General features: G+C 41.7%; 22 protein-coding genes. 4 read left to right on the plus strand and 18 right to left on the minus strand.

Annotated elements, in window-relative coordinates; genetic code table 11:
* Window positions 1–8: 8 nt before the first annotated feature.
* The 7 genes from FW774_RS01180 to FW774_RS01210 all read right to left on the minus strand — a co-directional run bounded on the left by FW774_RS01180 (window position 9) and on the right by FW774_RS01210 (window position 4,499).
* On the minus strand, window positions 9–1,013 hold the full coding sequence (locus tag FW774_RS01180) for a type II toxin-antitoxin system HipA family toxin (RefSeq protein ID WP_149346334.1): 1,005 nt from the start codon (window positions 1,011–1,013) through the stop codon (window positions 9–11).
* Window positions 1,010–1,339, minus strand: coding sequence for a HipA N-terminal domain-containing protein (locus tag FW774_RS01185; RefSeq protein WP_149347120.1), 330 nt, complete (start codon window positions 1,337–1,339; stop codon window positions 1,010–1,012). The genes FW774_RS01180 and FW774_RS01185 overlap by 4 nt, the downstream gene beginning before the upstream one ends.
* A gap of 18 nt (window positions 1,340–1,357) precedes the next feature.
* A complete protein-coding gene (locus tag FW774_RS01190; protein ID WP_149346335.1) occupies window positions 1,358–1,570 on the minus strand; it encodes a helix-turn-helix domain-containing protein in 213 nt (70 codons plus the stop codon).
* 230 nt (window positions 1,571–1,800) lie between these two features.
* The gene (locus tag FW774_RS01195) at window positions 1,801–2,019 is read right to left on the minus strand and encodes a helix-turn-helix transcriptional regulator (protein ID WP_149346336.1); all 219 of its coding nucleotides are present in this window, start codon (window positions 2,017–2,019) and stop codon (window positions 1,801–1,803) included.
* Window positions 2,020–2,209: 190 nt separating this feature from the next.
* Window positions 2,210–2,680, minus strand: a complete 471-nt coding sequence (locus FW774_RS01200; RefSeq protein WP_149346337.1) for a transcriptional regulator — start codon at window positions 2,678–2,680, stop codon at window positions 2,210–2,212.
* 6 nt (window positions 2,681–2,686) lie between these two features.
* A complete protein-coding gene (locus tag FW774_RS20565; RefSeq protein WP_242457667.1) occupies window positions 2,687–2,968 on the minus strand; it encodes a hypothetical protein in 282 nt (93 codons plus the stop codon).
* A gap of 373 nt (window positions 2,969–3,341) precedes the next feature.
* A complete protein-coding gene (locus FW774_RS01210; RefSeq protein ID WP_149346338.1) occupies window positions 3,342–4,499 on the minus strand; it encodes a class I SAM-dependent RNA methyltransferase in 1,158 nt (385 codons plus the stop codon).
* A gap of 59 nt (window positions 4,500–4,558) precedes the next feature.
* Between FW774_RS01210 and FW774_RS01215 the strand changes: the two genes are divergently transcribed.
* Window positions 4,559–4,942, plus strand: coding sequence for a DUF3127 domain-containing protein (locus FW774_RS01215; RefSeq protein ID WP_149346339.1), 384 nt, complete (start codon window positions 4,559–4,561; stop codon window positions 4,940–4,942).
* Window positions 4,943–5,005: 63 nt separating this feature from the next.
* On the opposite strand, the gene FW774_RS01220 is transcribed toward FW774_RS01215, so the two are convergent.
* Complete coding sequence (locus FW774_RS01220; RefSeq protein WP_149346340.1) at window positions 5,006–5,656, minus strand: hypothetical protein; 651 nt, start codon at window positions 5,654–5,656, stop codon at window positions 5,006–5,008.
* Between the two features lie 122 nt (window positions 5,657–5,778).
* On the opposite strand from FW774_RS01220, the gene FW774_RS01225 reads away from it, so the two are divergent.
* Together FW774_RS01225 and FW774_RS01230 are read left to right on the plus strand one after the other, a co-directional pair.
* Complete coding sequence (locus FW774_RS01225; protein ID WP_242457668.1) at window positions 5,779–7,581, plus strand: sensor histidine kinase; 1,803 nt, start codon at window positions 5,779–5,781, stop codon at window positions 7,579–7,581.
* A complete protein-coding gene (locus FW774_RS01230) occupies window positions 7,578–8,276 on the plus strand; it encodes a response regulator transcription factor (protein WP_149346341.1) in 699 nt (232 codons plus the stop codon). Before FW774_RS01225 ends, FW774_RS01230 begins: the two co-directional genes overlap by 4 nt.
* A gap of 142 nt (window positions 8,277–8,418) precedes the next feature.
* Here the strand turns inward: FW774_RS01230 and FW774_RS01235 are convergent, their stop codons facing one another.
* From FW774_RS01235 to FW774_RS01255, 5 genes are all read right to left on the minus strand, one after another.
* Window positions 8,419–9,834: a glycoside hydrolase family 10 protein gene (locus tag FW774_RS01235; RefSeq protein ID WP_242457669.1), complete on the minus strand. Its 1,416-nt coding sequence runs from the start codon at window positions 9,832–9,834 to the stop codon at window positions 8,419–8,421.
* 127 nt (window positions 9,835–9,961) lie between these two features.
* Window positions 9,962–11,386: a DUF4623 domain-containing protein gene (locus FW774_RS01240; protein ID WP_149346343.1), complete on the minus strand. Its 1,425-nt coding sequence runs from the start codon at window positions 11,384–11,386 to the stop codon at window positions 9,962–9,964.
* A gap of 90 nt (window positions 11,387–11,476) precedes the next feature.
* Entirely contained in the window at window positions 11,477–13,273 is a 1,797-nt protein-coding gene (locus tag FW774_RS01245) for a RagB/SusD family nutrient uptake outer membrane protein (RefSeq protein ID WP_149346344.1), read from the minus strand.
* An 18-nt stretch (window positions 13,274–13,291) separates the two neighbouring features.
* Window positions 13,292–16,957 (minus strand): TonB-dependent receptor, encoded by a 3,666-nt coding sequence (locus tag FW774_RS01250; RefSeq protein ID WP_187774771.1) that lies wholly within the window; start codon window positions 16,955–16,957, stop codon window positions 13,292–13,294.
* A 235-nt stretch (window positions 16,958–17,192) separates the two neighbouring features.
* Window positions 17,193–18,350: a FecR family protein gene (locus FW774_RS01255; RefSeq protein WP_149346345.1), complete on the minus strand. Its 1,158-nt coding sequence runs from the start codon at window positions 18,348–18,350 to the stop codon at window positions 17,193–17,195.
* A gap of 140 nt (window positions 18,351–18,490) precedes the next feature.
* Between FW774_RS01255 and FW774_RS01260 the strand changes: the two genes are divergently transcribed.
* Window positions 18,491–19,084 carry an RNA polymerase sigma factor gene (locus tag FW774_RS01260; RefSeq protein ID WP_149346346.1) on the plus strand — a complete coding sequence of 198 codons (594 nt, stop codon included), beginning with the start codon at window positions 18,491–18,493 and terminating at the stop codon, window positions 19,082–19,084.
* 11 nt (window positions 19,085–19,095) lie between these two features.
* On the opposite strand, the gene FW774_RS01265 is transcribed toward FW774_RS01260, so the two are convergent.
* From FW774_RS01265 to FW774_RS01285, 5 genes are all read right to left on the minus strand, one after another.
* Window positions 19,096–19,461 (minus strand): thiol-disulfide oxidoreductase DCC family protein, encoded by a 366-nt coding sequence (locus FW774_RS01265; protein WP_149346347.1) that lies wholly within the window; start codon window positions 19,459–19,461, stop codon window positions 19,096–19,098.
* A 96-nt stretch (window positions 19,462–19,557) separates the two neighbouring features.
* Window positions 19,558–19,998, minus strand: coding sequence for a hypothetical protein (locus FW774_RS01270; RefSeq protein ID WP_149346348.1), 441 nt, complete (start codon window positions 19,996–19,998; stop codon window positions 19,558–19,560).
* A complete protein-coding gene (locus FW774_RS01275; protein ID WP_149346349.1) occupies window positions 19,982–20,353 on the minus strand; it encodes a hypothetical protein in 372 nt (123 codons plus the stop codon). The genes FW774_RS01270 and FW774_RS01275 overlap by 17 nt, the downstream gene beginning before the upstream one ends.
* Window positions 20,354–20,378: 25 nt before the next feature.
* Window positions 20,379–20,651 (minus strand): YtxH domain-containing protein, encoded by a 273-nt coding sequence (locus FW774_RS01280; RefSeq protein ID WP_149346350.1) that lies wholly within the window; start codon window positions 20,649–20,651, stop codon window positions 20,379–20,381.
* Between the two features lie 68 nt (window positions 20,652–20,719).
* Window positions 20,720–21,772, minus strand: a complete 1,053-nt coding sequence (locus FW774_RS01285; RefSeq protein ID WP_149346351.1) for an AI-2E family transporter — start codon at window positions 21,770–21,772, stop codon at window positions 20,720–20,722.
* Window positions 21,773–21,820 lie beyond the last annotated feature (48 nt).

The following is a 21,820-nucleotide window of genomic DNA, read 5'->3' on the forward strand; positions in this document are numbered from 1 at the left end:
CTGATATATTACGTATTCAGAAAATTTCTTCTGGTATTGTACATCAGCAGATATCTTTTTTTACTGGGTTCATTTAAGAAAGAACGGTTTACCAAAGTTTCTATCAGGGGCTGCTTTTTTAGAAAGGGAATCAGCAATTTTTCTATCCGGCTTTCTGTTATACCAATTCTGTTAGCAAATTCTATAAAATCAGCTTTAGAGGGATGTCCGTTCTTTTTATAGTGTATGCTTTTGAAATTATCCGTAAACAATCCCTGATTGAGGGCGAAGTCTGTATCATCGACGTGTATCCGTGTATTAATCAGGTCATAAGCAGGGCTGAGCAGGTAATCGCCCTGGGAGGATTCCAGTAATGAGAAATTTTTCAAATGCGCATCACCATTTGACAATAAATAATTGAAAACAACCAGCCGGAAATATTTTTCAATTTCTATTCGCCATGCAGGAACATACTGCTGAATCAATAACCCAATCTCTTCGTAGCTATACCTGTATTTGAAATCAGGCCCGGCATTATGCTTTGTTTTGCCTGCTAATGTTGCAAAATCCTCTTTTCCCCATTTGCTACCGTCATTCTTTACATCAAATCGCCGGGTAATATATGCGGGAGAACCATCTTTAAAAAATATCATAGCATTTTCGGCAGTATTTATTCCATATACCTGTTTTGCTATTTGCATGGTAAGATGCTCGTTGGCCGGAACCTGGTCGACTTTTTTTAAATCCCGGGGTATGGGCTTTAGGATATAGGTTCCCTGCTCTTTTTCTTTGGTAAGCCGGAGCTGGTTTTTTTCAAGAATGAGGCTCAGCTTTTCCTGTACGCCTGATATGGAAATGTGCTTCCGGTTTTCCATAAAAAGTTCAGCTACCGCCTCGTTTTTCTGCGGTTGCTCATAAGGTAAAATATGACTTACCTTTCTGCCATTAAATAATTTACGCAGGCAACCCGGACTGTACGTATGAAACCCCTCGGCTAAAGTGCCCGGACAATATTTTAGTTCGTTTAAATTCATATTGCAACTATCGGTTTTACGGTAATTGCCCCTATAGTGTCGTACTGCGCCGTTGCCATTAACAGCCCGAAATCATCATTTTCGTCAATCCGCAATTGTGTACTTTGAAGTTTCCGGTTTACGCCTTCGCTTAATATGTTATAAAAGCATGGGAACAAAAATTTACTACGGTATTCTTTTTGTGTTTTTGGCAATGTTAAGCTGATTGCGGGTTTGTTTACATCGTTAAAATAACCATCGTTGTACCTGAATACAAATTGCTGGTGGTTTTCTTCCCTCAGTATTCCGGCCAATATTCCGTTCCTGTAAATTTCTGCCGCCCGCATTTTATTCAATTATCCCGGTTATAAGACCTGATTTTTTACTTTAAGGGTTAATTCCATACCCAATACGTTTGCCAGCCTGCTCAGCACCTCTAATGACGGATTGCTTTGTCCCCGTTCCAGCTTATAGAGCGTATTGGTGCTTATTTGTGCCAACTCTGCTAAGTGTGGTTGCGTTATACGTAATTCTTTTCGCCGGGTCTTAATGATTCTGCCAAGCTCTTCAGCTAACATTATAATGTGATTTTTTTATAAAAATAGAAAAAAATTTTATAAAAAATATGAAGAATCATATTGTAGTATGATTTTGTAGTTTTGTATGAAAACAGTTTAAACAAGAGAATAGAAATCCACATTACAACGTGATTTCATGAAAAAATCTTATCTCCCTATTTCTGTGAGCACACCGGCTAATTTATCGTACATGTAAACGTTAGCTCGTTTCATTTTAATGGATTATCTGTTTAATGTTTTTCAGGATTCGTTCTTTCGGCGGGCAACGGGCCCAGTTCATGACCGAATAAAGCTAATACCTGATTTACTTTATCCATTTGCAGGGTTTGTTTACCCTGCTCCAAATCCCGGATAAACCGTAGGCCAACTCCTGCTTTAAAAGACAAATCTTCCTTGGTTAGCCCCAGCAATTTTCGCCTGTTTTTAATAAACTGACTTAGCGTATTCATTCAAATTATACCTTTTCGGGTATAAAAATAGACTGAATGTAAAAATTATACCCGGAAGGGTATAATAAGAATATAGTTACACTAAATTTGTTTATTGTTAAGTCCGTCAAAGGAGAAATCAGCCGGACTTTTGTTTGTTTTAATTATCTCCTCAACCCTTCATACAGCTCATATTCCAGCAGCCGGCAATTCATTCAGCAGCTACCAATAAATTCCTGTAATCGTATTTACGGTAATCTTTATTTTTCGCTTTCTCTTTATTTATTTCAATGAGCTCGTTTTTTACCTCAATTCTTAGCCAGTATTCCGGACCTATATGAGAGAATGAGCTCAATTTTAATACTAATGCAGAATTTAGCTTTCTTTCACCTGTTAAATACTTGTGTAAATTGCTGTTTTGCATTTCAAACAGGTCTGCTAATTTCCGTTGCGTTATGTTAAATGTTTTGAGATATAATTTTACGAAATCTAAAATTTCTAATTTAACCGCTGTATTTTCTGACGTTATATAATCTTCTATCTGGTATTTGATTGCCAGTAATTCATTTCTGATTTTCTGTTCCCTGGTCTGCTTTTGTGAATGAGAAAGAATGAAATCGCTTAAAGATTTTCTTTTTCCCTCATTCCAAATATCGGTTACCTGAATTTCTTTACTTTTCATATCCCGTTAACTTAAATATTCATTTATTAATTTTTCACCGGTTTCGGGTGCTATTACCATGGTTGTTTCACCCCATTTCAAAGCCCCATATTTCTGACAATACAAAGCCATGAGTTTTATTTCATCCTTTTTATCTTCTTCCATAACATCGAAAGCCAGCCATCCTTTATAATCATTCGTGCCATGTATAAAACTAAGCCGGCACGCATAAGCAATTAAACAACCCGCTACGCTATCATAGCGTCTTTTTTCTCCTTTATTGTGAGGCGCTATTTCAATGTAAGCCATATAAGGTTCTATGGTATCTTTTAATTGAAAAAATAAGACAGCCTTCTATTACATCCGGGGTTTCATTACATACTAACGCATAGGTTTGAGCTCCTTTTAATTTTGAGTGTCTTTTGAAATTAAATCGCCACCAATCAGTAATAGATGGCAAAACCTTCTCCGGTTGCGGAGATATCGTTGCATCTATTTGCTTATTGTCAATAAGTCTGATGATTCTTACTTTCACCGGAGCAATACTATAGTAACAAAAATAAGAAAAGTTATACATATTGTATAACTTTTGAAAGATTATTGACTGATTTAAATTTTAAATAGTCAAAATTCCGGTGGTAACCCTCAAAGAAGAAGCCAGCCGGGCTTTTGTCCGTTTTAATTATCTCCTCGACCCCTCATACAGCTCATATTCCAGCAACCGGCAATCCAGCTTGCCGTTATAAAACTCAATGCGACGAGAGGCCCTGAGTCCGATTTTTTTAGCCAGGTCGGGGTTGCCGGTAAAGATATAGCCGCTATAGCCTTTGCAATGCTGTTTCATAAAATCGCCCATGCGTTTATACGTAGCTTCCAGCTTGGTATGCGTTCCCAAACGTTCGCCATATTCAGGATTGAAAAATACAACACCATTACCTGTGGGAACTTCAGTTTCGGCAAAATCGCATACCTGGAAATCAATTAAGTGGTCAACACCGGCAGTTTTAGCATTTCGGCGGGCTACGTCAACCGCATCGGCAGAAATATCGCTGGCGATAATTTTAAAATCCAGGGTTTTTGTTGCCTGGTCTTTCAGCTTACGGCGCTCGGTAAAAAATACGGTTTCATCGTAACCCAAAATGTGCATAAAAGCATAATTCATCCTGAAAAAGCCGGGACTTTTATGGGTTGCCAGCAGGGCGGCTTCGATGGCCAGTGTGCCCGAACCGCACATGGGATTTACAAACGCACTTTTCCTGTCCCAGCGTGTAGCCATGATGGTTGAAGCGGCCAGAGCCTCCAGCATAGGCGCTTTGCCCGGAATTTTGCGGTAACTGTGTTTGGCCAGTGTTTCGCCCGAAGTATCTAAAAATATCTCGGCATACTCATCCTTCCAGTACAGGTGAACAACCGTTTTATTTTGTTCGGGGCCGGAGTTGGGCCGGATACCTTTTTTCTCCTTAATACGGTCAACAATGGCATCTTTAACCTTAACGTTGGCGAAAAGAGGCGTGGTAATATGCTCGTTATCCACATTGCTGGTTACCGAGAAATAGCCGGAAAAATCTATCAGCTCTTCCCAGGCAATTTCCGTCAGTTCTTTATACAGTCTGGCGGGATTTTCGGCGGTAAAGCTTTTCAGCGAATACAGAACCTGGCTGGCGCATCGCAAATTAAGGTTTAGCGGAATACAGTCCGTTACGGTACCTTCCAGCTCAACGCCGGTACTGAATGCCCGTTTAATGTCGAATCCGAGTTCGGTAACTTCCTGTTGCAGGTACGGCGACAGCCTTTTGTTACAGGTGATGATAATTTTGCGGTTGGTGTGGAAAACTTGCATAAGATTGTGCGAAGTTAATCAATAAAATTTGGCAGTTTTGTTTACAAAACATTTATATCATGGATATTAAAGGAAAAGTGCACGAAGTATCGCCTGTACAAAATGTAACCGAAACATTTAAAAAACGTGAATTAATTATTGAATACGCAGAAAATCCGCAATACCCCGAATATATCAAGTTCGAGGCTTTACAGGATAAAGTAGCTTTGTTCGATGCGGTTAAAGTAGGTGACCAGGTAGAAGTGTTTTTTAACCTACGCGGTCGCCCGTGGACAGACCGTAACGGTAAAACATCCTATTTTAATACGCTGGTTGCATGGCGTGTAAACGTATTAGGCGCTGAGCAGGCTGCTCCTGCCGCTGCCCCTCAACCTGAATTTGCACAGGCCATTGACGTCAATGCTGCTGCTACTTCGCAGGATGACGACGATTTGCCGTTCTGATAAACAGAAAACCCCCGTTTCTTTACGAACGCGGGGGCTTCTGCTCTCTCAAAACTAAAACAGCTATTCTTTAATAAATTGCTTTATAAACCAGCGTTCTCCCTGGTTTATAACCAGATAATACAATCCGTTTTTGGGTATAGTAACCTGTTTAAAGTAGTTCCCGCTAAAGGTTGACCGCGTAGAGAAAAGCTCGTGAAAAGCGCTGTTTAAAATTTTAACCGATGTATTTCCGCGTCGGCTTAATATAAAATGCAGGCTGAGCTTATTACTTTTAAAATCAGGAAATAACACTAAATTTTCTATTTCAAGCACATTGGCCGGGTCGCCGCCTTCGGTTAGCTTTTTTACGGCGCTGCGGTCTGCATCGCTTAACGCAATATTGATATCAGTGGGCACGCCGTCCTTATCAATAGTTTCGTAATGGAAGAATTGTGTGTTCTTTCGTTCGGGAAAGATGCTTTGCGGCCGGTGTAACGGGAACGGATGCGGCCGGCCTTCATGACCCCGCCAAATGCTTACTAGTGTATCTGTTTGCCGGGGCGAAATAATACTATCCGGAAGCAGCAACAACCTGATGGTGTTTTGAGGTTTACGGTGATTTAACGTGTCCTGACGGGAAGTTGGTTCAGCAAAACTTTGTGTGCAAACGCCGGTTATCCCAACGGATAATGCTATTGAAAAATAAGACCGGCCTAAGCTGAAAAAATTCATAACCTGCTGATTGCAATGACGAACCAAAAGTATATTGTACGATTTCTAAATTTTGTTAAGGGAGTGTTAAAAAGTGTTAAAGCTGCCCGTGCCTTAAAGGGGTTGCGTATTTTTGTTAATAGATGAAAAAGAAGAGTATCAGCCTGATTATCGGATTGATGAGTTTTGCCTTGCTGGGTGTGATGGCTATGCAATACTATTTCATAAGCGAATCGTATCACCTCAAATCGCAGCTTTTTGACCAGGCTGTAAGCGAAGCGTTAAACGCGGTGAGTAAAAAGATTGAGCGTCGCGATGCGATGCTTTTTTTCAGGAAGCAGGTAGAAAAAAAACAGCAGGTTATCAAGGAAGAAAATACTTCGCCCGTGCCTCAGGCGCATCAGCATCAGCATGTGCCCAATTTTGCCGAGCAGCTAAAAATCAGGAAGCAGAAATTAGACCGCGATTTTATGATGCGTGACAGCTTGCTGCGTCTTAAATATCCGCGGGCCGTACAGATAGATGATGATTTTTACGAAACCTATTTTCGTAATCCCGAAGATATTAACAAAGTGCACCTGGCTGTAAGGCAGCAGCAAACCATTGATGCGTATGGCCGGGTATATCAAAATGAGGTACGGGAGTTGTACGTTGAAAAAGCTGACCAAAAACGACTGAAGAAATCGACCAATGATAGTGTTCATTACCTGGTTGAAGACCCCGAGCTGGGTTTGACGGTTGTTGGTTTGCCCCGTGTAAATCCCAAACTTTCGGCTAACATCAAAGCCGAGCAGGAGCGGCAGGTTAAAAAGGTAACCAAGTACCTGGATTCGGTGAAAACCATGAAGCAGAAAACGGCTGTTTTTGAAGACATCGCTAACGAATATGAGCTGGCCCACATGCCTTTGGCAAAGCGTATCAGCTTTACATTTATCGATACCGTTTTAAGAACAGAGCTGTACAACCGGGGTATTATGCTGCCTTATAACTACAAAATTACCATGGCAAACCCCGATTCAGTGCTGTTTATGCGCATAGCCGATAAAAGCGTTAATTTTAACGCCGACAGCTACAGTACGGCGCTGTTCCCTAAAGATATGGTAAGAGAAAGCGGTATGATAACCGTTAATTTTCCCAGCCGTACCAGCCTGCTGCTGCAAAACATGAAAGCGGTGCTGCTCTCGTCGGGAAGTTTGTTGCTGGTACTGTTGGGCTGTTTTGCCTATACTATTTCAAGCATTCTGCGTCAGAAAAAAGTATCCGAAATGAAAACGGATTTTATTAACAACATGACGCATGAGTTTAAAACACCGGTGGCAACTATCATGATAGCCAGCGAAGCGCTCAAAGACCCGGATGTAAACATAGATAAAGACCGGGTTAACCGCCTTGCGGGAATTATTTACGACGAAAACATCCGCTTAGGCAACCACATTGAACGGGTATTGAATATTGCCCGTATTGACCGCGACGATTTAAAGCTTGAAAACAAACCGGTTGATATTAACGATCTGATCACGACGGTTATAGACAGCATGTCGCTGCAATTGCAAAAACGCAATACCGAAGTAAACCTGCATCTCGATGCCAAAAATCCGGTTGTTATGGGCGATGAGTTGCATTTAAGCAACGTTATTTTTAACTTGATTGATAATGCGAATAAATACAGCAAAGCCGACCCGAAAATAACCATCAGTACCTTTAATTCGGGAGATAAGCTGATGATAAAAATTGCCGATAAAGGCATTGGCATGAGCAAAGACCAGTTGTCTAAAATTTTTGAGCAATTTTATCGCATACCTACCGGGAACCTGCACGATGTTAAAGGTTTCGGGCTTGGTTTAAGTTATGTAAACAATATTGTTAAACGCCTTAACGGGGACATCCGGGTTAAAAGTGAAAAAGATAAAGGCTCTGAATTTGAAATAAGCTTTTTAAACGCATGAAGAAAATTTTATTAGTTGAAGACGACCCTAACCTAGGCATGCTTTTACAGGATTACCTGCAGCTCAAGGGCAAATATCATGTGGTATTATGTAAAGATGGCGAAGAGGGCCTGAAAGCGTTTACCGCTGAACCGTTTGACCTCTGCATTCTGGATGTGATGATGCCTAAAAAGGATGGTTTCGCCCTGGCCAAAGACATACGCAAAATAAACGCCGATATACCCATTATTTTTGCCACGGCAAAAGGCATGATGGAAGACAAAACCCAGGCATTTACACTTGGCGGCGATGATTATATCACCAAACCTTTCCGTATAGAAGAGTTGTTACTGCGTATTAACGCCTTGTTAAAACGTGTAGCCAATCAGGGAAAAAACTCGTCTGAAGAGCAGCTTGCCACTCATTTCCAGATCGGCGATTATGAATTCGATTATACTTCGCAGCTTATCAGCCGGCATGGATGGCAGCAAAAAATGTCAACCAAGGAAGCGGAGCTATTGCGCCTGCTTTGCCTCAAGAAAAACGAAGTGCTTACCCGCGAAGAAGCCCTGTTAAGCATCTGGCACGACGATAACTATTTCAACGGTCGTAGCATGGATGTATTTCTAAGCAAACTGCGAAAGTACCTTAAAGAAGACGATAAAGTAGAAATTGTAAATGTTCACGGCCGGGGTTACAAGCTGCTGGTAAGCTGATGATATTATGCCACTAAAAGACACAACGGTTTATCTTTGATACAGCCAAACGCAGGCAGCGTTTTGAACGCTGCCTGCGTTGATAAATTACAATCTTATCTTTGCGACTTTGTGGCCAACATAGGTAGATGCAGGGATGATGTTATTTCTTCTCTATTGCACCGGAAGGCTTACTTTCCTGGTTATCAACGTTTAGAGTTGATACACTATAATACCCCGGAGTGTTGACCGAAATACTATTTTCTTTCGTTAATGCATATACCTGGCCTTCTTTCTTCAAGTCAGAAAAATAATACACAACCGATCGTACGTTTCCGGATGTAGACCATTTCAGCAAGCCGTTTTCTATCCTTACATTGCTGGCCTCAGCAGGTGCAGGGGCTATTGCCCGGCCCAGAAATGGTATAACAGATGGCGTATTGAATATAGTAGCAAGCTTGTCGGTGATGCCGATGTTATTCAGCATAATATATTTTGCGCTATATAACGCGTTCCCTACTACTTTTTTGTTTTTCCTGGTCAGGTTGAACTGCTTTTCCAATTCCGCGGTAGACTGGAATGCGGAAGACGCGGCCGGGTCGCCAAACTTGTAATAACCATACGCTATCATCAGGGCTGCTTTGTAATTATATTGCGACCACCAGCTAAGATTGGATTGAAAATCGTTAGACTGATTGCCGATTTCCTGGTATAACTGCGGCATAACCATATCAAGCCACCCTTCCTGGCACCACTTGGTTACATCGGCATATAACGTGTTATAATTATAATTTTGATTGGGCGTTGGTGAAATAGAGAATACTACGGCCGGCTTTGTAGCCAGAATAGCATCGTGTACCGCTTCAATGGTTTTGTTAACGTTTGCTCTTCTGAAATCCTGAATAGAACTATAGCCTGAACCATATTGCTGGAAATCTGTTTGGTCTGAAACCATCTGCCCGGCAGTTGAAGGGTCGGGATAAAAATAATCGTCGAATAGTATGCCATCGACATCGTATTTAGTAATAATGTCTTTAACGATGTCCGCAAGGCGCTGCCTTACCTCGGGTACCGCCGGGTTATAAATCTGAATTTTTTCGTGGCTAACTACCCATTCGGGTTTAACGGATGAATGAAGCGGCGGATAGGCAGTGCCAGTACTTGCCCGTGTAGCAATACGATAAGGATTCATCCAGGCATGAAACTCGATATCCCGTGCATGAGCCTCATCAATCAAAAATTTCAAAACATTATATCCCGGATCCTTGCCTCTTACGCCGGTAATGGCAACGCTCCAGGGCTCGTAAGGTGAATTGTAAAAGGCATCTCCCATAGGCTTTACCTGGAAAAATATCGCGTTAATGTTAAGCTGTTTAAACTTATCAAGATACTGGATATATTGCTGTTTTTGTGATGCAACATTATAGTCTTCCTGGGGCCAATCCAGTCCCCAGGCTGTTGTAAGCCAAACGGCCCGCATTTCTTTTTTGGGATAAACCAGCTCGTTTCCTGTGGTTGGGGGATTTGGCTCAGGATTTTCCGGGGCAGGCGAATCTTTTTTACAACCGTTTACTAACAAGATTATTAGAATTGCGCTTAAGACTGATCTCGGGAATCTTTTCATGTTGTTTTTGTTGAGAAAGAAATGGATGAGACCGGCTTTATTACAGCCTCAATCCATTTTTGGTTAATTTTCGTGGGTAGATTTAATCTTCTAAAACTTTCTTCGGAACTTCAATAATAGCAAATCCGGCATCTGTAGCGGCTCCGAATATTAATAACGACTTATCTTTTCCATCTTCGTCTTTCACCACAGCCCACCCGGTTTGAGAAGCGGGAGCGGTATTGGTATTACTGGATAGTGGATAACTGTATAAAGGCTTCTTATCCCCCTGTTCAAAAATGGTCAGGGCATCCACAATATTGCTTCCACGGGTAATGTCATAAAGCTGGATCACCGTTGATTCACCCGCAGATCTCGCTACGGTAATTACCAACAAATAACGTTCGCCATTGAAGGTAACAACCCTGGCATCCGAAGCATTCTTAGGTATAGAAGTTGCATTCATGGTGTACGATATGGAGCCCGAGGAGTTAACAACAGATATCGGCGTTGTATTGCCAGTTAGCAAATAAGAATCGGCATTCCCTACCTGTAAATAAGAAGACCATTGCCCGTAAGCCGTTGCGCTGTTGATGACATACGGGTCAGAAACCTGATTGTAATTGGTGATTTTTAATCGAAGAATTGGTTTATCGGTACTTATAAAATAAACATATCCGTTTCCTTCATCATCTAAATTGAAAGAAACATTATCACCGTGACGGGGGCCTGCTCCGGCAATGGTTCCTATATTGATATTGGCAATTACTTCGGGTGCAGCGGCAGGGTCTGTCCAGTGATAAATTTTCAATGGAGATGCAGCAGCTCCTGAAAGGCTCGCTATATAAGTATGGCCATTTATCTGTGCTCCCATATTCATCGTATAGGTTCCGCCGGTAACCCCCGTTGTATTGATCGGAATTCTTGTAATGATATTATTTTTCAAATCACTTACTTTCAACAAATGCGCACCTGTTGCTCCCCGGCTTATTATAAGCACATGCTCGCCATCAAATCCTGTACCCCGGGTTAATTGGCCGGTGAATGCTTCGTAAGCAGGATTACCTTGCTCATTTGTAGAATAATCATAAACTGTTGCTTTGCCAAAATCAGCCCCGAAAACAGGTACCCGCAAGCGAAGCTTTACGAAATACTCGCGGAAGCGGGGCGTATTAACTACTTTGATCTCAATGGTTTTTTCAGATTGACCTTCTTCAAAACTAATATTATATGTTTCTTGCTCTAATTTAGCGCCATCAGAAAGTGTTGCTTCAAACCGTAGCTTTGAAAAGTCCGTTAGCGTATCTAAACGTGGAAACGAAACTTCTTTTTTGTCTTCATCGACTGTTCCTTGCAAAACGGTATTGCCGTCTTCTCCGGCGTTCATTATTTTAATGGATTTTAAAACCGTTTCTTTTGAAGAAGTATCCATTGCTTCCGGGAAATCATCCTTGCAGGAAGAGAACATCAGTAATCCTAAAAAAGCGATCAGGAGCCCTGTTGTTGAAGTATTACATATCTTTTTCATCTGTTTATTTTTAAATTTTTATGATCAGATGGAAACCTGATGACTAAATCGGTGACAAATACTGATTTGATCATTTCGGTTTCATGTTTATTAATTCTGTGGCCAGCCCTCGGTTTGCTTCAATTGATAACCTTTAGCGGCATAATCGTCTATCTGAACCTTTCCAACCGGAGAGAGATATGGATTTACATTCACCTGGTTCAGAAATGGCAGTCGTCCGTTGTTACTTCTGCTTCTGTAGAAACCTTGCATGGCAGATGCATTGGCCCCGTTGTATGCTGTAATCTGACCATCTAAAGAAACAACAGACAAATCTGTAGTAATCAATGCAGGCAGTTCTGCGGGGAAATTAACCCAGGATCCTGACAATAGATCCGGATTAGCATCGGTATCCATATAATCCAGCTTGTGCCAGCGTTCCAGGTCGCCGATACGGGAATATTCAAAAGCGAATTCCATTCTGCGTTCTCTCCTGATCTCCCATAACAATTGCGAAACTCCCGGATCACGGTTAGGATCATTGGGCAAAGCCGCTAAGGTTAAATGAGCGGTTTTTACAACGCCACGGGCCGTGGCTTCTGCCGCTATGGGCCTGTCCCTGATCTTATTAATAGTATGATCCAGGTCATCCTGGCTTACAGCAGCGCCACCAAGCGAAGCCAGTTCAGCTTTTGCTTCAACCCAGTTTAAAAGCACTTCTGCATACCGTAATACCGGGCAATCGGTTTGATTATTGGTACTGATATATTCGGTTGGGGGAGCTCCCTGGTCTTCAACAATTTTTTCAATCTCTCTTGGTAAAAATTTGATAATATACAGTAAGGAGCCTTTATTCCGGGCTTGCGGCTTTCTGTAAAACGAGGCTTCAAAACGGGGATCACGTGTTTTAATGAGATTGGTTATTTCGAAGTTATTGGCATTGCCTACGCCGGAGTTTTGCCAGGCTTTTCCATCGGTGCAGATATAGGATTTGATCAGATCTGTAGACGGGCCAAATATCAGCGACTCTGCTAAATTTGAGTTTGTTGCAATAGAATGGGTAACGCCTACCGCAGCGTCGTAGTGCCGGTATAAGATACAATCTTTATTTCCTTTAAGATCTTTAGAAGTAAATAAGGCACGGTATTCTGTTACAATATTATATTTGCCACTGCTCATCACCATATCACCTGCTTCCATAGCCAGTTCCAGGAACTTTTTGGCTTGATCATTATTTTTATAATAATATTTCTGCCAGGTTCCCTCGTAAAGCGCAATCCTGGAAACAAACCCGGCAACTACATAGCGATTTACATTTTGCTCACCATCATCCAGGCGGACATTTTCTAACGCATATTTAAAATCGTTATATACGGCATCCATTACTTCATTACGTGGTGTTCTGGGTTTGTACAGATCGTCAAAGTCTACGTCGCTTACTACATGATCGTAATAAGGTACGTCGCCATAGGCAAACACTAACTGGGAGTACCGAAAGCCTCTGAAAAAACGACCGATACCCATCCAATGTGCATATGCTTCATCGGATAGTACGCCTTTCATCCGGGTTTCTATACGGTCAAGCATAATGTTCATGGATCGCAGGGAGGTCATACTCCATATAGCGCTATTGGGAACAGACCGGGTAAAGTTCTCCTGGTTACCGAGGTTAACAATGTCATCGCTAAACCGGTATCCCATTAAAGGCGTTGAATCGTAGTTGGTTAACGTACCATAACCAATAAAAAAATCAGTATAATATTTATTGGCATACATACGCACATTATCTTCACTGGTCCAGGCCGTTTCATCAGTTAAGGCAGTTAACGGCGGGCGATCTAAATACTTTTTACAGCCGGCAAAAGCGAGGGCTAAAAAGCTGATTATGAATGCATATCTGAGTTTCATTGTCTTATCTCTTTTATGTTATAAACCTATTTGAACTCCAGCGGAAGCTGACTTGAACGGAGGGTTTGATGTTCCTGTACGACCTAAGTTATAATTACCATCGGTTCGTAATATAGAATAGCCGCTAATGGTTTCGGGATCGATAGGCAAACCTCTCAAATGATCGAAGGTGAACATGTTTTCCAGGGATACATAAATTCGGGCGCTGGATAAACCGGCCTTTCTCAATAAATTACGGGGAAGGCTATACCCGAAGGTGATATTCTTTATTTTCAGGTAAGCCATATTAAGCATATAGCGTGTTTGAGGACGCATTACATAACCGGAGTTAGAGCCGTTCAGGTTCCATGCCCGTGGATAGAATGCATCGGTACGATCTTCTTTCCAGAAATCGCTGGCAATGGCCTCTGGCATAGCACCTTCTTTTGCATAGTATCCCGGTATGGCCAGTTGCCCGTCTCCCCAGATACTTCTTTTTCCTACACCCTGAAAGAAAACAGAAAGGTCAAAAGCCTTGTAATCGGCTCCTAAACGGAACCCATACTGATACCTTGGTGTTGAATTGCCGATAACCACCTGATCTCCCGGATCGCCAAAGGTGCTTTTACCCGGCGTAATGTAGCCGTCGCCATTAACATCAACGAACTTTACGTCGCCAGGACTGATCAAAAGCACCTGGTTACCATCCTCAAAATAGGTTTGGTAAACCGGGTTGTTGCCTGCCAACATGTTGGTTACTTTGGCTGCTCCATCGTATATAATGGTTGTTTGTTTGATCTTGCCGTCCGAACCGTACACAAAATCCTCTTTCTGGAATAACCGGTCGGTTACATAACCATAGATATCGCCGTATCGTTTCCCTGTAGTAAATGTGTTATTGATATTTCTGTTCTCCCAGGGCGTATTCCAGTCGGCTCCTTTGGTAATCATGGTTGTTGCATCGGCGATATTCGCATTGATGGAAAGCCTGAGGTTTTTACCAAATTGATGGCTGAAATCAACAGCCAATTCCCATCCACGGGTTCGTAAGTTTCCGAAATTTCCGTTAGGAGCGCTTGTACCAAAAGTAGCCGGTAAAGCATCTCCGGGGATGATCATATTTTTGGTATCCCGCTGAAACCACTCGGCTGTTATACCCAGGCGGTCGTTAAAGAAACGGAGATCTGTCCCGATATTGAGGTGCTGGATATCCTGCCAGCTTATATCCTGCGACACTGCACCTGGTGTGCCTATTTGAAAATACTGTACTCCGGAACTGGAAAGCCATGAGTTTTGATTTATTGCCATTGTTGGCAGGTAAAGGGAATTGGGTACCGATTGGTCGCCAATACTTCCCCACGAGCCTCGCAGCTTGGCAAAGCTTAACACCGGGTTAAGCGATTTCATGAAGCTTTCGTTAGATAAAACCCAGCCGGCAGAGAAAGACGGATACCAACGCCATTGCAAGTAACTTGGGAATTTAGAAGTACCATCGTAGCGTAGATTCGCTTCGAAAAGGTATTTATCCATGAACGCATAATTGGCCCTTCCAAAGAAACCCACCTGCGAATCCCAGTTAGCATCTCCGGTAACATCAGGTATGCCAACAGTATATTCAAACTGCGGATTATCCCTGTTAATAAGCTCTGATCTTTCTGATGAATGACTGTTCCATTTATATCCTACGATATTGGTACCCAGCATAAACTTGAGATCGTGCTTATTTTGCAATTTCAGATTATAGGTTGAATAGGCATTAAAGGTGTGTCTTGCTGACAGATAGGTATCCTGATGAAAATAGCTTTTATCTTTTGTAATATATTCTTCTACGGGGAACCTGTAAGCCGGCACACCACCCGTATCTGTTATATTACCTTCTTCATCTACGTAAATCTGGTTACCTGAATCATCTTTCCAGGCAACCGGGGTATACCAATGCCAGGCACCGGTGAAGGTTGGCATAGAAGAGGTAAATGAATTTGTTTCTGTAGAATAAGAATAATCAGCTTTTAAATCCCAGTTTTTGGTAAAGTTTATAGTTGAACCAAGGTTCAGATTCATGTACCTTTTCTGGTTAATTGCATCATTGGCATTTTTGGTATCGAAATAAGGGTCTCTTACGTCAACGCCATGCTCTTGCGCCCCAATTGGGAACAGGCGGCTCCAGCGGTAGAGGTATAACCAGGGGTCTGCTCCAAAACCGGTTGCTGAATTGGGATAACGTTTGGTGGCATCAGCATACATAGCGCCTCCGCGAAGCGTTAAAAAATCGTTGACTTTGGTAGAAACGTTGAGGTTAGAGGTAAATCTTCTGAAATCGTCATGTTTGGCGGGTTTCATCATACCTTCCTGCCCCAAATATCCAGCGCTAAAGTTGTAATAGGTATCGCCTTTTCTGCCATTTAACCCAATGTTATGTTTTTGCGAAAAGGCGTTGTCTTTGATCATCATACTTACCGGATCGTATATCCGAAGTCCGTATTTATCTGTACCGTCAAAATACCAATCCCGGTTATACACTACCGGATCGCTCGGTTTTACTGTGCTGCCATATTTGGCCTGCCATTCTTTTATCTTTTCGAAACTTTCCCTGCTAACACGCCAGAAACCGCCGGCGGGGCCGCTCGATTTCATATTCTCATGGGCTTCTAAGGTGTATTCTAAACCGTCTATACCGGCAATGTCAATATCCTTAAAAGGAGCCTGCCACGACAGGTTATTTGAATAGGTCACTTTGTTGGATTCTGTTTGGGCGCCTTTTTTGGTTGTTATTAATATCACACCAAATGCGGCCTTTGATCCGTAAATGGAACTGGAGGCAGCGTCTTTTAAAACCGAAATGGATTCTACATCATCGGGATTGATCAATTCAATACTGGGTATTTCCACATTGTCAACCAAAATCAAGGGGTTGGATGATCCTAAAACGGAACCAACCTGACCACGTATTTTCATAACCGGGTCGGAGCCTACTTCGCCGCTGGGCACAACAATTGACAGGCCGGGAACAGTTCCCTGTAATCCCCGTCCTACATCGGGTATAGGACGGCTGCCCAATACTTTGTTTACATCTACCGAAGAAACTGCACCGGTTAAATGGGCTTTCTTTTGTGTGCCGTAACCTACAACCACTACTTCATTCAGTTGGTTGAGATCTTCTTTTAATACAATGGTAACCTGGGTACGTCCGTTAAGCGCAACTTCCTGCGATATAAAACCGGTATATGTAATTGATAAAGTGGCATTTGCCTGTAAATTTTTCAGGCTAAACTCGCCGTTTATACCGGATACTACAGCTTGACCGCTTTCTTTCACACGGATGGTAGCACCGGGCAGCGGCTCGCCTTTTTCATCGGTAATAACGCCTTTAATGTCTATTAAAAGTACTGGAGCCGCTGATTGCTCTTTAAGTGGAACAATTACCACGGTTTTATTCTCAATAGAATAAGTAAAGGGCTGGTTTTTGAAACATTGGTCTAATGCATCTTTAAGAGGGATATTTTGTACATTAATATCAATGGGCTTACTGTTTTTAAGCATCTCGTATTTATACACAAAATCGTATCCCGTTTGCCGTTTAATTTCTTTGAAGATGGCAGTTAAAGTACTTTGTTTTTTAACAAGAGAAACATACTGTGCATTGGCGGCCAGAGAAACCTGTAAGGCAATGGTTAGAAGAATAATAAAGGTTATATTAATCCGCATAAGCCATCTTTTTAAAAAGGGGTTGTTTGTAATATTAAGCCATGTTTTTTCAGATGGTGGATCTTGTACATAGCAGGCCTTGCCGCTAGCATTTTTAGCATAAAAATTGTACATTTGTTAGGGTTTTATAGGTTAATTATTGGTTCGAAGCAATAGTTATTATAATCATGAAGACCCAAAAGACTTGTCGGGGGCGCTGGAACGCTCCCGATATCTTTTTATACGCAATGTATACTTATGGCATAACCAGAATCCTCCTTTCTTCATTAGTGTGCCCTGGCATAATCTTGAAATGAACGCCCTGGGTCATTTCAAGAACTTTTAATACCTCACTTATATTTTTATTACGGGATATTGAACCGCCAAATTTTACATCGGCAATTGTGCCCTGGTAATCTACCTCCACATCGTACCAGCGGCTTAACTGGCGCATAATGGTTCGTAATGGTGTGCCTTCAAAGGTAAAATCGCCGTTGTGCCAGGCTATTGCCTGATCGGTATCGGTTTGTTCTACAGTAATATCATCGTTTTGCAGCGTTGCCTGCTCTCCGGGTTTCAGTATTTTTGAGATGTTGCTGCTATTATGTATCCGTATGCTTCCTGTAAGCAGGGTAGTTTTCGTAGCATCTTCATCCGCGTAAGCGTTAATATTAAAATGTGTACCTAAAACTTCTACCGTTTGGCCTGCAGATACTACTTTAAAAGGACTGGCTTTATTGTGGGCTACTTCAAAATAAGCTTCACCGGTTAGCTGTACTACACGCTCATTACCGGTAAATGCCACGGGGTAACGCAAGGATGAAGCCGCATTAAGCCACACTTTGGTTCCATCGGGTAAATTGATCTGATACTGTCCTCCACGTGGTGTTTCAATAGTATTAAAAGCGTTGGCTGCTACAGAACCGGCATTTTTATCTACTTCATAAATGAGCTGGCCATTGGTTGCTTTAATAATCCTGATACCGGCTTGTCTGGCAATTTGTCCACTGTTACTGTCGGTCAATACTATTTTTTCTCCATTCTCAAGCGTCAATATAGCTTTATTGCCACCGGGCTTTATATCGTTGGTGTAATGCTGTTTAGCATTATTGCTAATAATATCATGACGACTATAGAAATAAACCGCGATGCCCAGAAATGCCATAGCTGCAATTGCGGCAGCCCATCTTAAGGGTAAGGATATTATTTTAGTGTTTTCACGCTGACGAATGGTATCCGTAATCTGTGAATAAACACGGTTGCGAATGATCCGTTCATCCGGATTTAGCTTATTCCCGGCATCTTCCTGCATCCGGAATTTGTCCTGATAATCCAGCAATAACCTCTCTTCTTCGGGGCTACATGTTCCGGCAGTGTATTTTTCGTATAAGGCTATATATTCTTCAGGGGTCATAACAGGTTAAATCAGTTCTACTTTTAAAGAGGATAATTAACCCGGCTTACACACATACATTGGAAAATATTTTTTAATGGGACAAAAAACTATTTAATAGTTGACCATCTGTAGCTAAATAATTACTTTTAAAATCAGATATGGCCAGTAGTTTCTTATCGGATAAAGACATTTGGCTTGCCGTTGTAAACGATGATCACCGGGCTTTTGCCGTTTTATACAACCGGCACTGGAAAAAACTATACAAAACCTTCCTCTATTATCTTAAAGATGAAACCGCTGCCGAAGAGATTTTGCATGATGTTTTTGTTGTATTGTGGCGACGGCGGAAGCATCTTAACATAGAAAATTTCAATAATTATATTTATATCACGGCCCGCTATCATGTATTTAAATACCTGAAAGCATTAAAGCTATCTCCCATAGAATATATTGAGCAATATACTGAAGAAGCCTGTCCGTGCCAGGTTAGTGAGGCGGAAGAGCGGTTAGATTATCATGATTTTGAAATTCAGCTTACTCAAAGCCTCAACGGTCTGCCAAAGCGATGCCGCGAAATTTTCTGGTTAAGCCGGATCAAAAATCTCTCTAATGAGGAGATTGCACAGCAATTGAATATTTCAAAACGTACGGTTGAAAACCAGATCACTCATGCCTTAAAGCATCTCAGGGTATCTTATGGTGAGTTTTCGGCTACTGCAGTGGGTGTATTGTTTGTTACCTTATTCTGGTAATTAAAGGGATGTTAAGATGGAAAAACGATATTCCGTCTGTAACGGGCAATGAACTTATACACTAATCGACCCAGCCATATAAAGGGAGGCAGTTGCAAAACAGGAACCAGAAAACGGCTCCAGTGTCCGCTGGCCTTCCAAATGTTGAGCATGGCATCCGCACCGCGGGAGATATTGCCTTGCAGATCAATTACATGAATTTCCTTTTCGCATTGTGCCGGGTCAATTTCAGGATGCCGACTTAAAAAATCACTATCCTGATAAGGCACCAGCAAAAACTGGTCTTTATATACTATACGACTAAGCCAGCCGGTTACACCTACGCACATGCTGCAGCCGCCATCGTACAAAACAACCAGTTGATCCGTTTTTGTCACAAAATTAATGTTCCTTAATCAGGTATTGAGTGCTGCGTAATGAAGAGGGTGGTTTCCGATTTTTGTCTTGTCTCTTGCTTCTGCAACAATACGTGCTTAATAAGTTTCACTATAGGGCGGTATACCGTAATCTTTAACAGGTTGAGAGCGATCTTTTTTCTTGAAATTCAGTTTCTGGAAAAAGGATTTAACTTTTGAAACCACATCGGTAAGTACATTTGAATCGATGTTTTTAGCGGCCTTTTGCGAAAAAAGCGTAACCAAAGCTTTTATTATAAAGTTTGATTTCCTGAAAAATACACTGTTTAATAATGTTGGAAGCACAAAGCGTGAAATGGCAGTAACAAAATCTTCGTGAATGATTTCCTGTAAAAAAGACTGGTTGCCTTTGCCTTTAAATAAGGAAAGTATGGTAGAAAACGTGGCTGCCGGACTGTGGAATTTTTCGGCAATGACACGTTCCTCTACCTCGGTTTTTAACCGGAGCACCTGGATTCTCTCCTGTAAATCTGCAAAGGTTTTAATGGAGTTTGCCATCTTCTTTTCTATGACGGAAAAAACGTTTAACAGTGAAATTATGCAGGTGCTTTTCGATGTGATTATCCTTAATCAGTATAACGATAATGGCTATAATGAGATATAACAGGGCAATTAATCCAAAACCACCTGCATACGAGTTTAAAAGTTCTGAAAAATAAAAGCCTAATGCCATGGACCCGAAAAATAAGGTCACAACAAGCAGGAGAACTACCAGCCCGTCTGTAATGAGGTTTGCTACAATAAGTATGATACGTTCAATAATGGTTAAACGTACCAGCTCTACTTTATCAGAGACGTATTCTTTTAACAGGGTAATAATATCCTGGTTGTTATTTTCCTGATTTTCTGCCATAGGGTATAAGCTTAGGATACGCAGATTAAACCTGGTCTGTTGCGCCTGTAAATTCTTCCTGAGGGTGATTGTTGTTTATTTTTGATTTGATATTTTCTATCACCTTATCTTTCAGGGCGCTAAGCTTATCAATTTCTTCGGCAGCGCTGTCTTTTATAGAATCGCCAAGATTTTTTAAGGCATCGTTTAATTTATCGCGGGTTTCAGTTCCTTTTTCGGGAGCGAATAAAATGCCTAAAGCGGCTCCTGCGGCTAATCCGGCTAATAATGCTACTGCAACTTTTGCGTTATCGTTCATGGTTATAAGATTTATGTTTATCAATATGCTATTTCAGTTCAAAAACGTAAAATGGACTAAAAGTGTTTTTATAAATAATTCTTTTCGTCGGGATGCTTCATTTTTTCCAGGCGTTCTGTAGCCATACGGCTGGTTTCATAAATGCGTACGGTTAGTATGAAATACGACAGCAGCAAAGGCCCGAATACCAGTCCGATAATACCAAAAGCCGGTATACCGATAATTACGCCAATAACGGTAATGATAGGATGCGTGTCGGCTACTTTTCTGGCAATAATAAAGCGGATCACATTATCAATGTTGGTAATGAGTATAAGTCCCCACAACAGCAATCCTACACCGTTAAAAGTATCGCCCTGTACAATGGTAATAACAGCTGCAGGTATAAATATTACCGGTGCACCGATAATGGGTAAAAATGAGAGGAATGTGGCTATTACGCCCCAGAAAATAGCATCGGGTATACCGAAAATAAAAAAGCCGATACTAAGCAGTGCGCCCTGTACAAAGGCAATAAATCCCTGGCCCAGTACATTAGAATAGGTGGTATTTTTTAATTCCTCGGCAAATCTGCGTGAGTTTTGCTCCTGGAAAGGAGAATATTTGAGCAGCGAGTTCTCAAATTCTTCATGGCGGATAAACATAAAATACAGCAGGAAATACATCACGGTAACGCCTAATGCAATATCAAAAGCGCCGCCAAGTATGGAAGGGAACAGATCGCCGATAAAATTTTTGAACCGGGCTGTCAGGTTATTGAACAGATCGGGCTGCTTGAGCTTGGAGCCCATAAAATCGTCTATGCGACTCAGGATAATACGTATTTTAAATGAATCGCGTTGAAAATCGTTGATCTTATTGATCACCATTAAGGTTAAGGTGAGTATGGGTAGCACGATGATAACAAACGAGCCGGCTATAAGCGAAGCGGCTGCCCCGATACGGCGCCAGTGCCATTGCCGGGTCAGGTGAAGGTACAATGGCCGTAAAATGGTGTACATAACCACCGTGGTAAGCAATGTCCCGGCAATTATCCGCAGCGAATAGATAATAAATGCCGCCAGGATAATTAATATGGCCAGTACAATGTTGTTGCGTTGTTTATAATTAAATACCGACATGCCCGGGTAAGTTAAAACTAAATAGTTGAACGAAGCAAATCCCGGCAT

The organism is Pedobacter sp. BS3, from assembly GCF_008274585.1.
Lineage (GTDB): Bacteria > Bacteroidota > Bacteroidia > Sphingobacteriales > Sphingobacteriaceae > Hufsiella_A.

Bases quoted from the DNA above. Each gene is read 5' to 3' on its own strand.
- FW774_RS01180 (WP_149346334.1), bottom strand. From the start codon at position 1,013: ATGAATTTAAACGAACTAAAATATTGTCCGGGCACTTTAGCCGAGGGG.
- FW774_RS01185 (WP_149347120.1), bottom strand. From the start codon at position 1,339: ATGCGGGCGGCAGAAATTTACAGGAACGGAATATTGGCCGGAATACTG.
- FW774_RS01190 (WP_149346335.1), bottom strand. From the start codon at position 1,570: ATGTTAGCTGAAGAGCTTGGCAGAATCATTAAGACCCGGCGAAAAGAA.
- FW774_RS01195 (WP_149346336.1), bottom strand. From the start codon at position 2,019: ATGAATACGCTAAGTCAGTTTATTAAAAACAGGCGAAAATTGCTGGGG.
- FW774_RS01200 (WP_149346337.1), bottom strand. From the start codon at position 2,680: ATGAAAAGTAAAGAAATTCAGGTAACCGATATTTGGAATGAGGGAAAA.
- FW774_RS20565 (WP_242457667.1), bottom strand. From the start codon at position 2,968: ATGGCTTACATTGAAATAGCGCCTCACAATAAAGGAGAAAAAAGACGC.
- FW774_RS01210 (WP_149346338.1), bottom strand. From the start codon at position 4,499: ATGCAAGTTTTCCACACCAACCGCAAAATTATCATCACCTGTAACAAA.
- FW774_RS01215 (WP_149346339.1), top strand. From the start codon at position 4,559: ATGGATATTAAAGGAAAAGTGCACGAAGTATCGCCTGTACAAAATGTA.
- FW774_RS01220 (WP_149346340.1), bottom strand. From the start codon at position 5,656: ATGAATTTTTTCAGCTTAGGCCGGTCTTATTTTTCAATAGCATTATCC.
- FW774_RS01225 (WP_242457668.1), top strand. From the start codon at position 5,779: ATGAAAAAGAAGAGTATCAGCCTGATTATCGGATTGATGAGTTTTGCC.
- FW774_RS01230 (WP_149346341.1), top strand. From the start codon at position 7,578: ATGAAGAAAATTTTATTAGTTGAAGACGACCCTAACCTAGGCATGCTT.
- FW774_RS01240 (WP_149346343.1), bottom strand. From the start codon at position 11,386: ATGAAAAAGATATGTAATACTTCAACAACAGGGCTCCTGATCGCTTTT.
- FW774_RS01245 (WP_149346344.1), bottom strand. From the start codon at position 13,273: ATGAAACTCAGATATGCATTCATAATCAGCTTTTTAGCCCTCGCTTTT.
- FW774_RS01250 (WP_187774771.1), bottom strand. From the start codon at position 16,957: ATGCGGATTAATATAACCTTTATTATTCTTCTAACCATTGCCTTACAG.
- FW774_RS01255 (WP_149346345.1), bottom strand. From the start codon at position 18,350: ATGACCCCTGAAGAATATATAGCCTTATACGAAAAATACACTGCCGGA.
- FW774_RS01260 (WP_149346346.1), top strand. From the start codon at position 18,491: ATGGCCAGTAGTTTCTTATCGGATAAAGACATTTGGCTTGCCGTTGTA.
- FW774_RS01270 (WP_149346348.1), bottom strand. From the start codon at position 19,998: ATGGCAAACTCCATTAAAACCTTTGCAGATTTACAGGAGAGAATCCAG.
- FW774_RS01275 (WP_149346349.1), bottom strand. From the start codon at position 20,353: ATGGCAGAAAATCAGGAAAATAACAACCAGGATATTATTACCCTGTTA.
- FW774_RS01280 (WP_149346350.1), bottom strand. From the start codon at position 20,651: ATGAACGATAACGCAAAAGTTGCAGTAGCATTATTAGCCGGATTAGCC.
- FW774_RS01285 (WP_149346351.1), bottom strand. From the start codon at position 21,772: ATGTCGGTATTTAATTATAAACAACGCAACAACATTGTACTGGCCATA.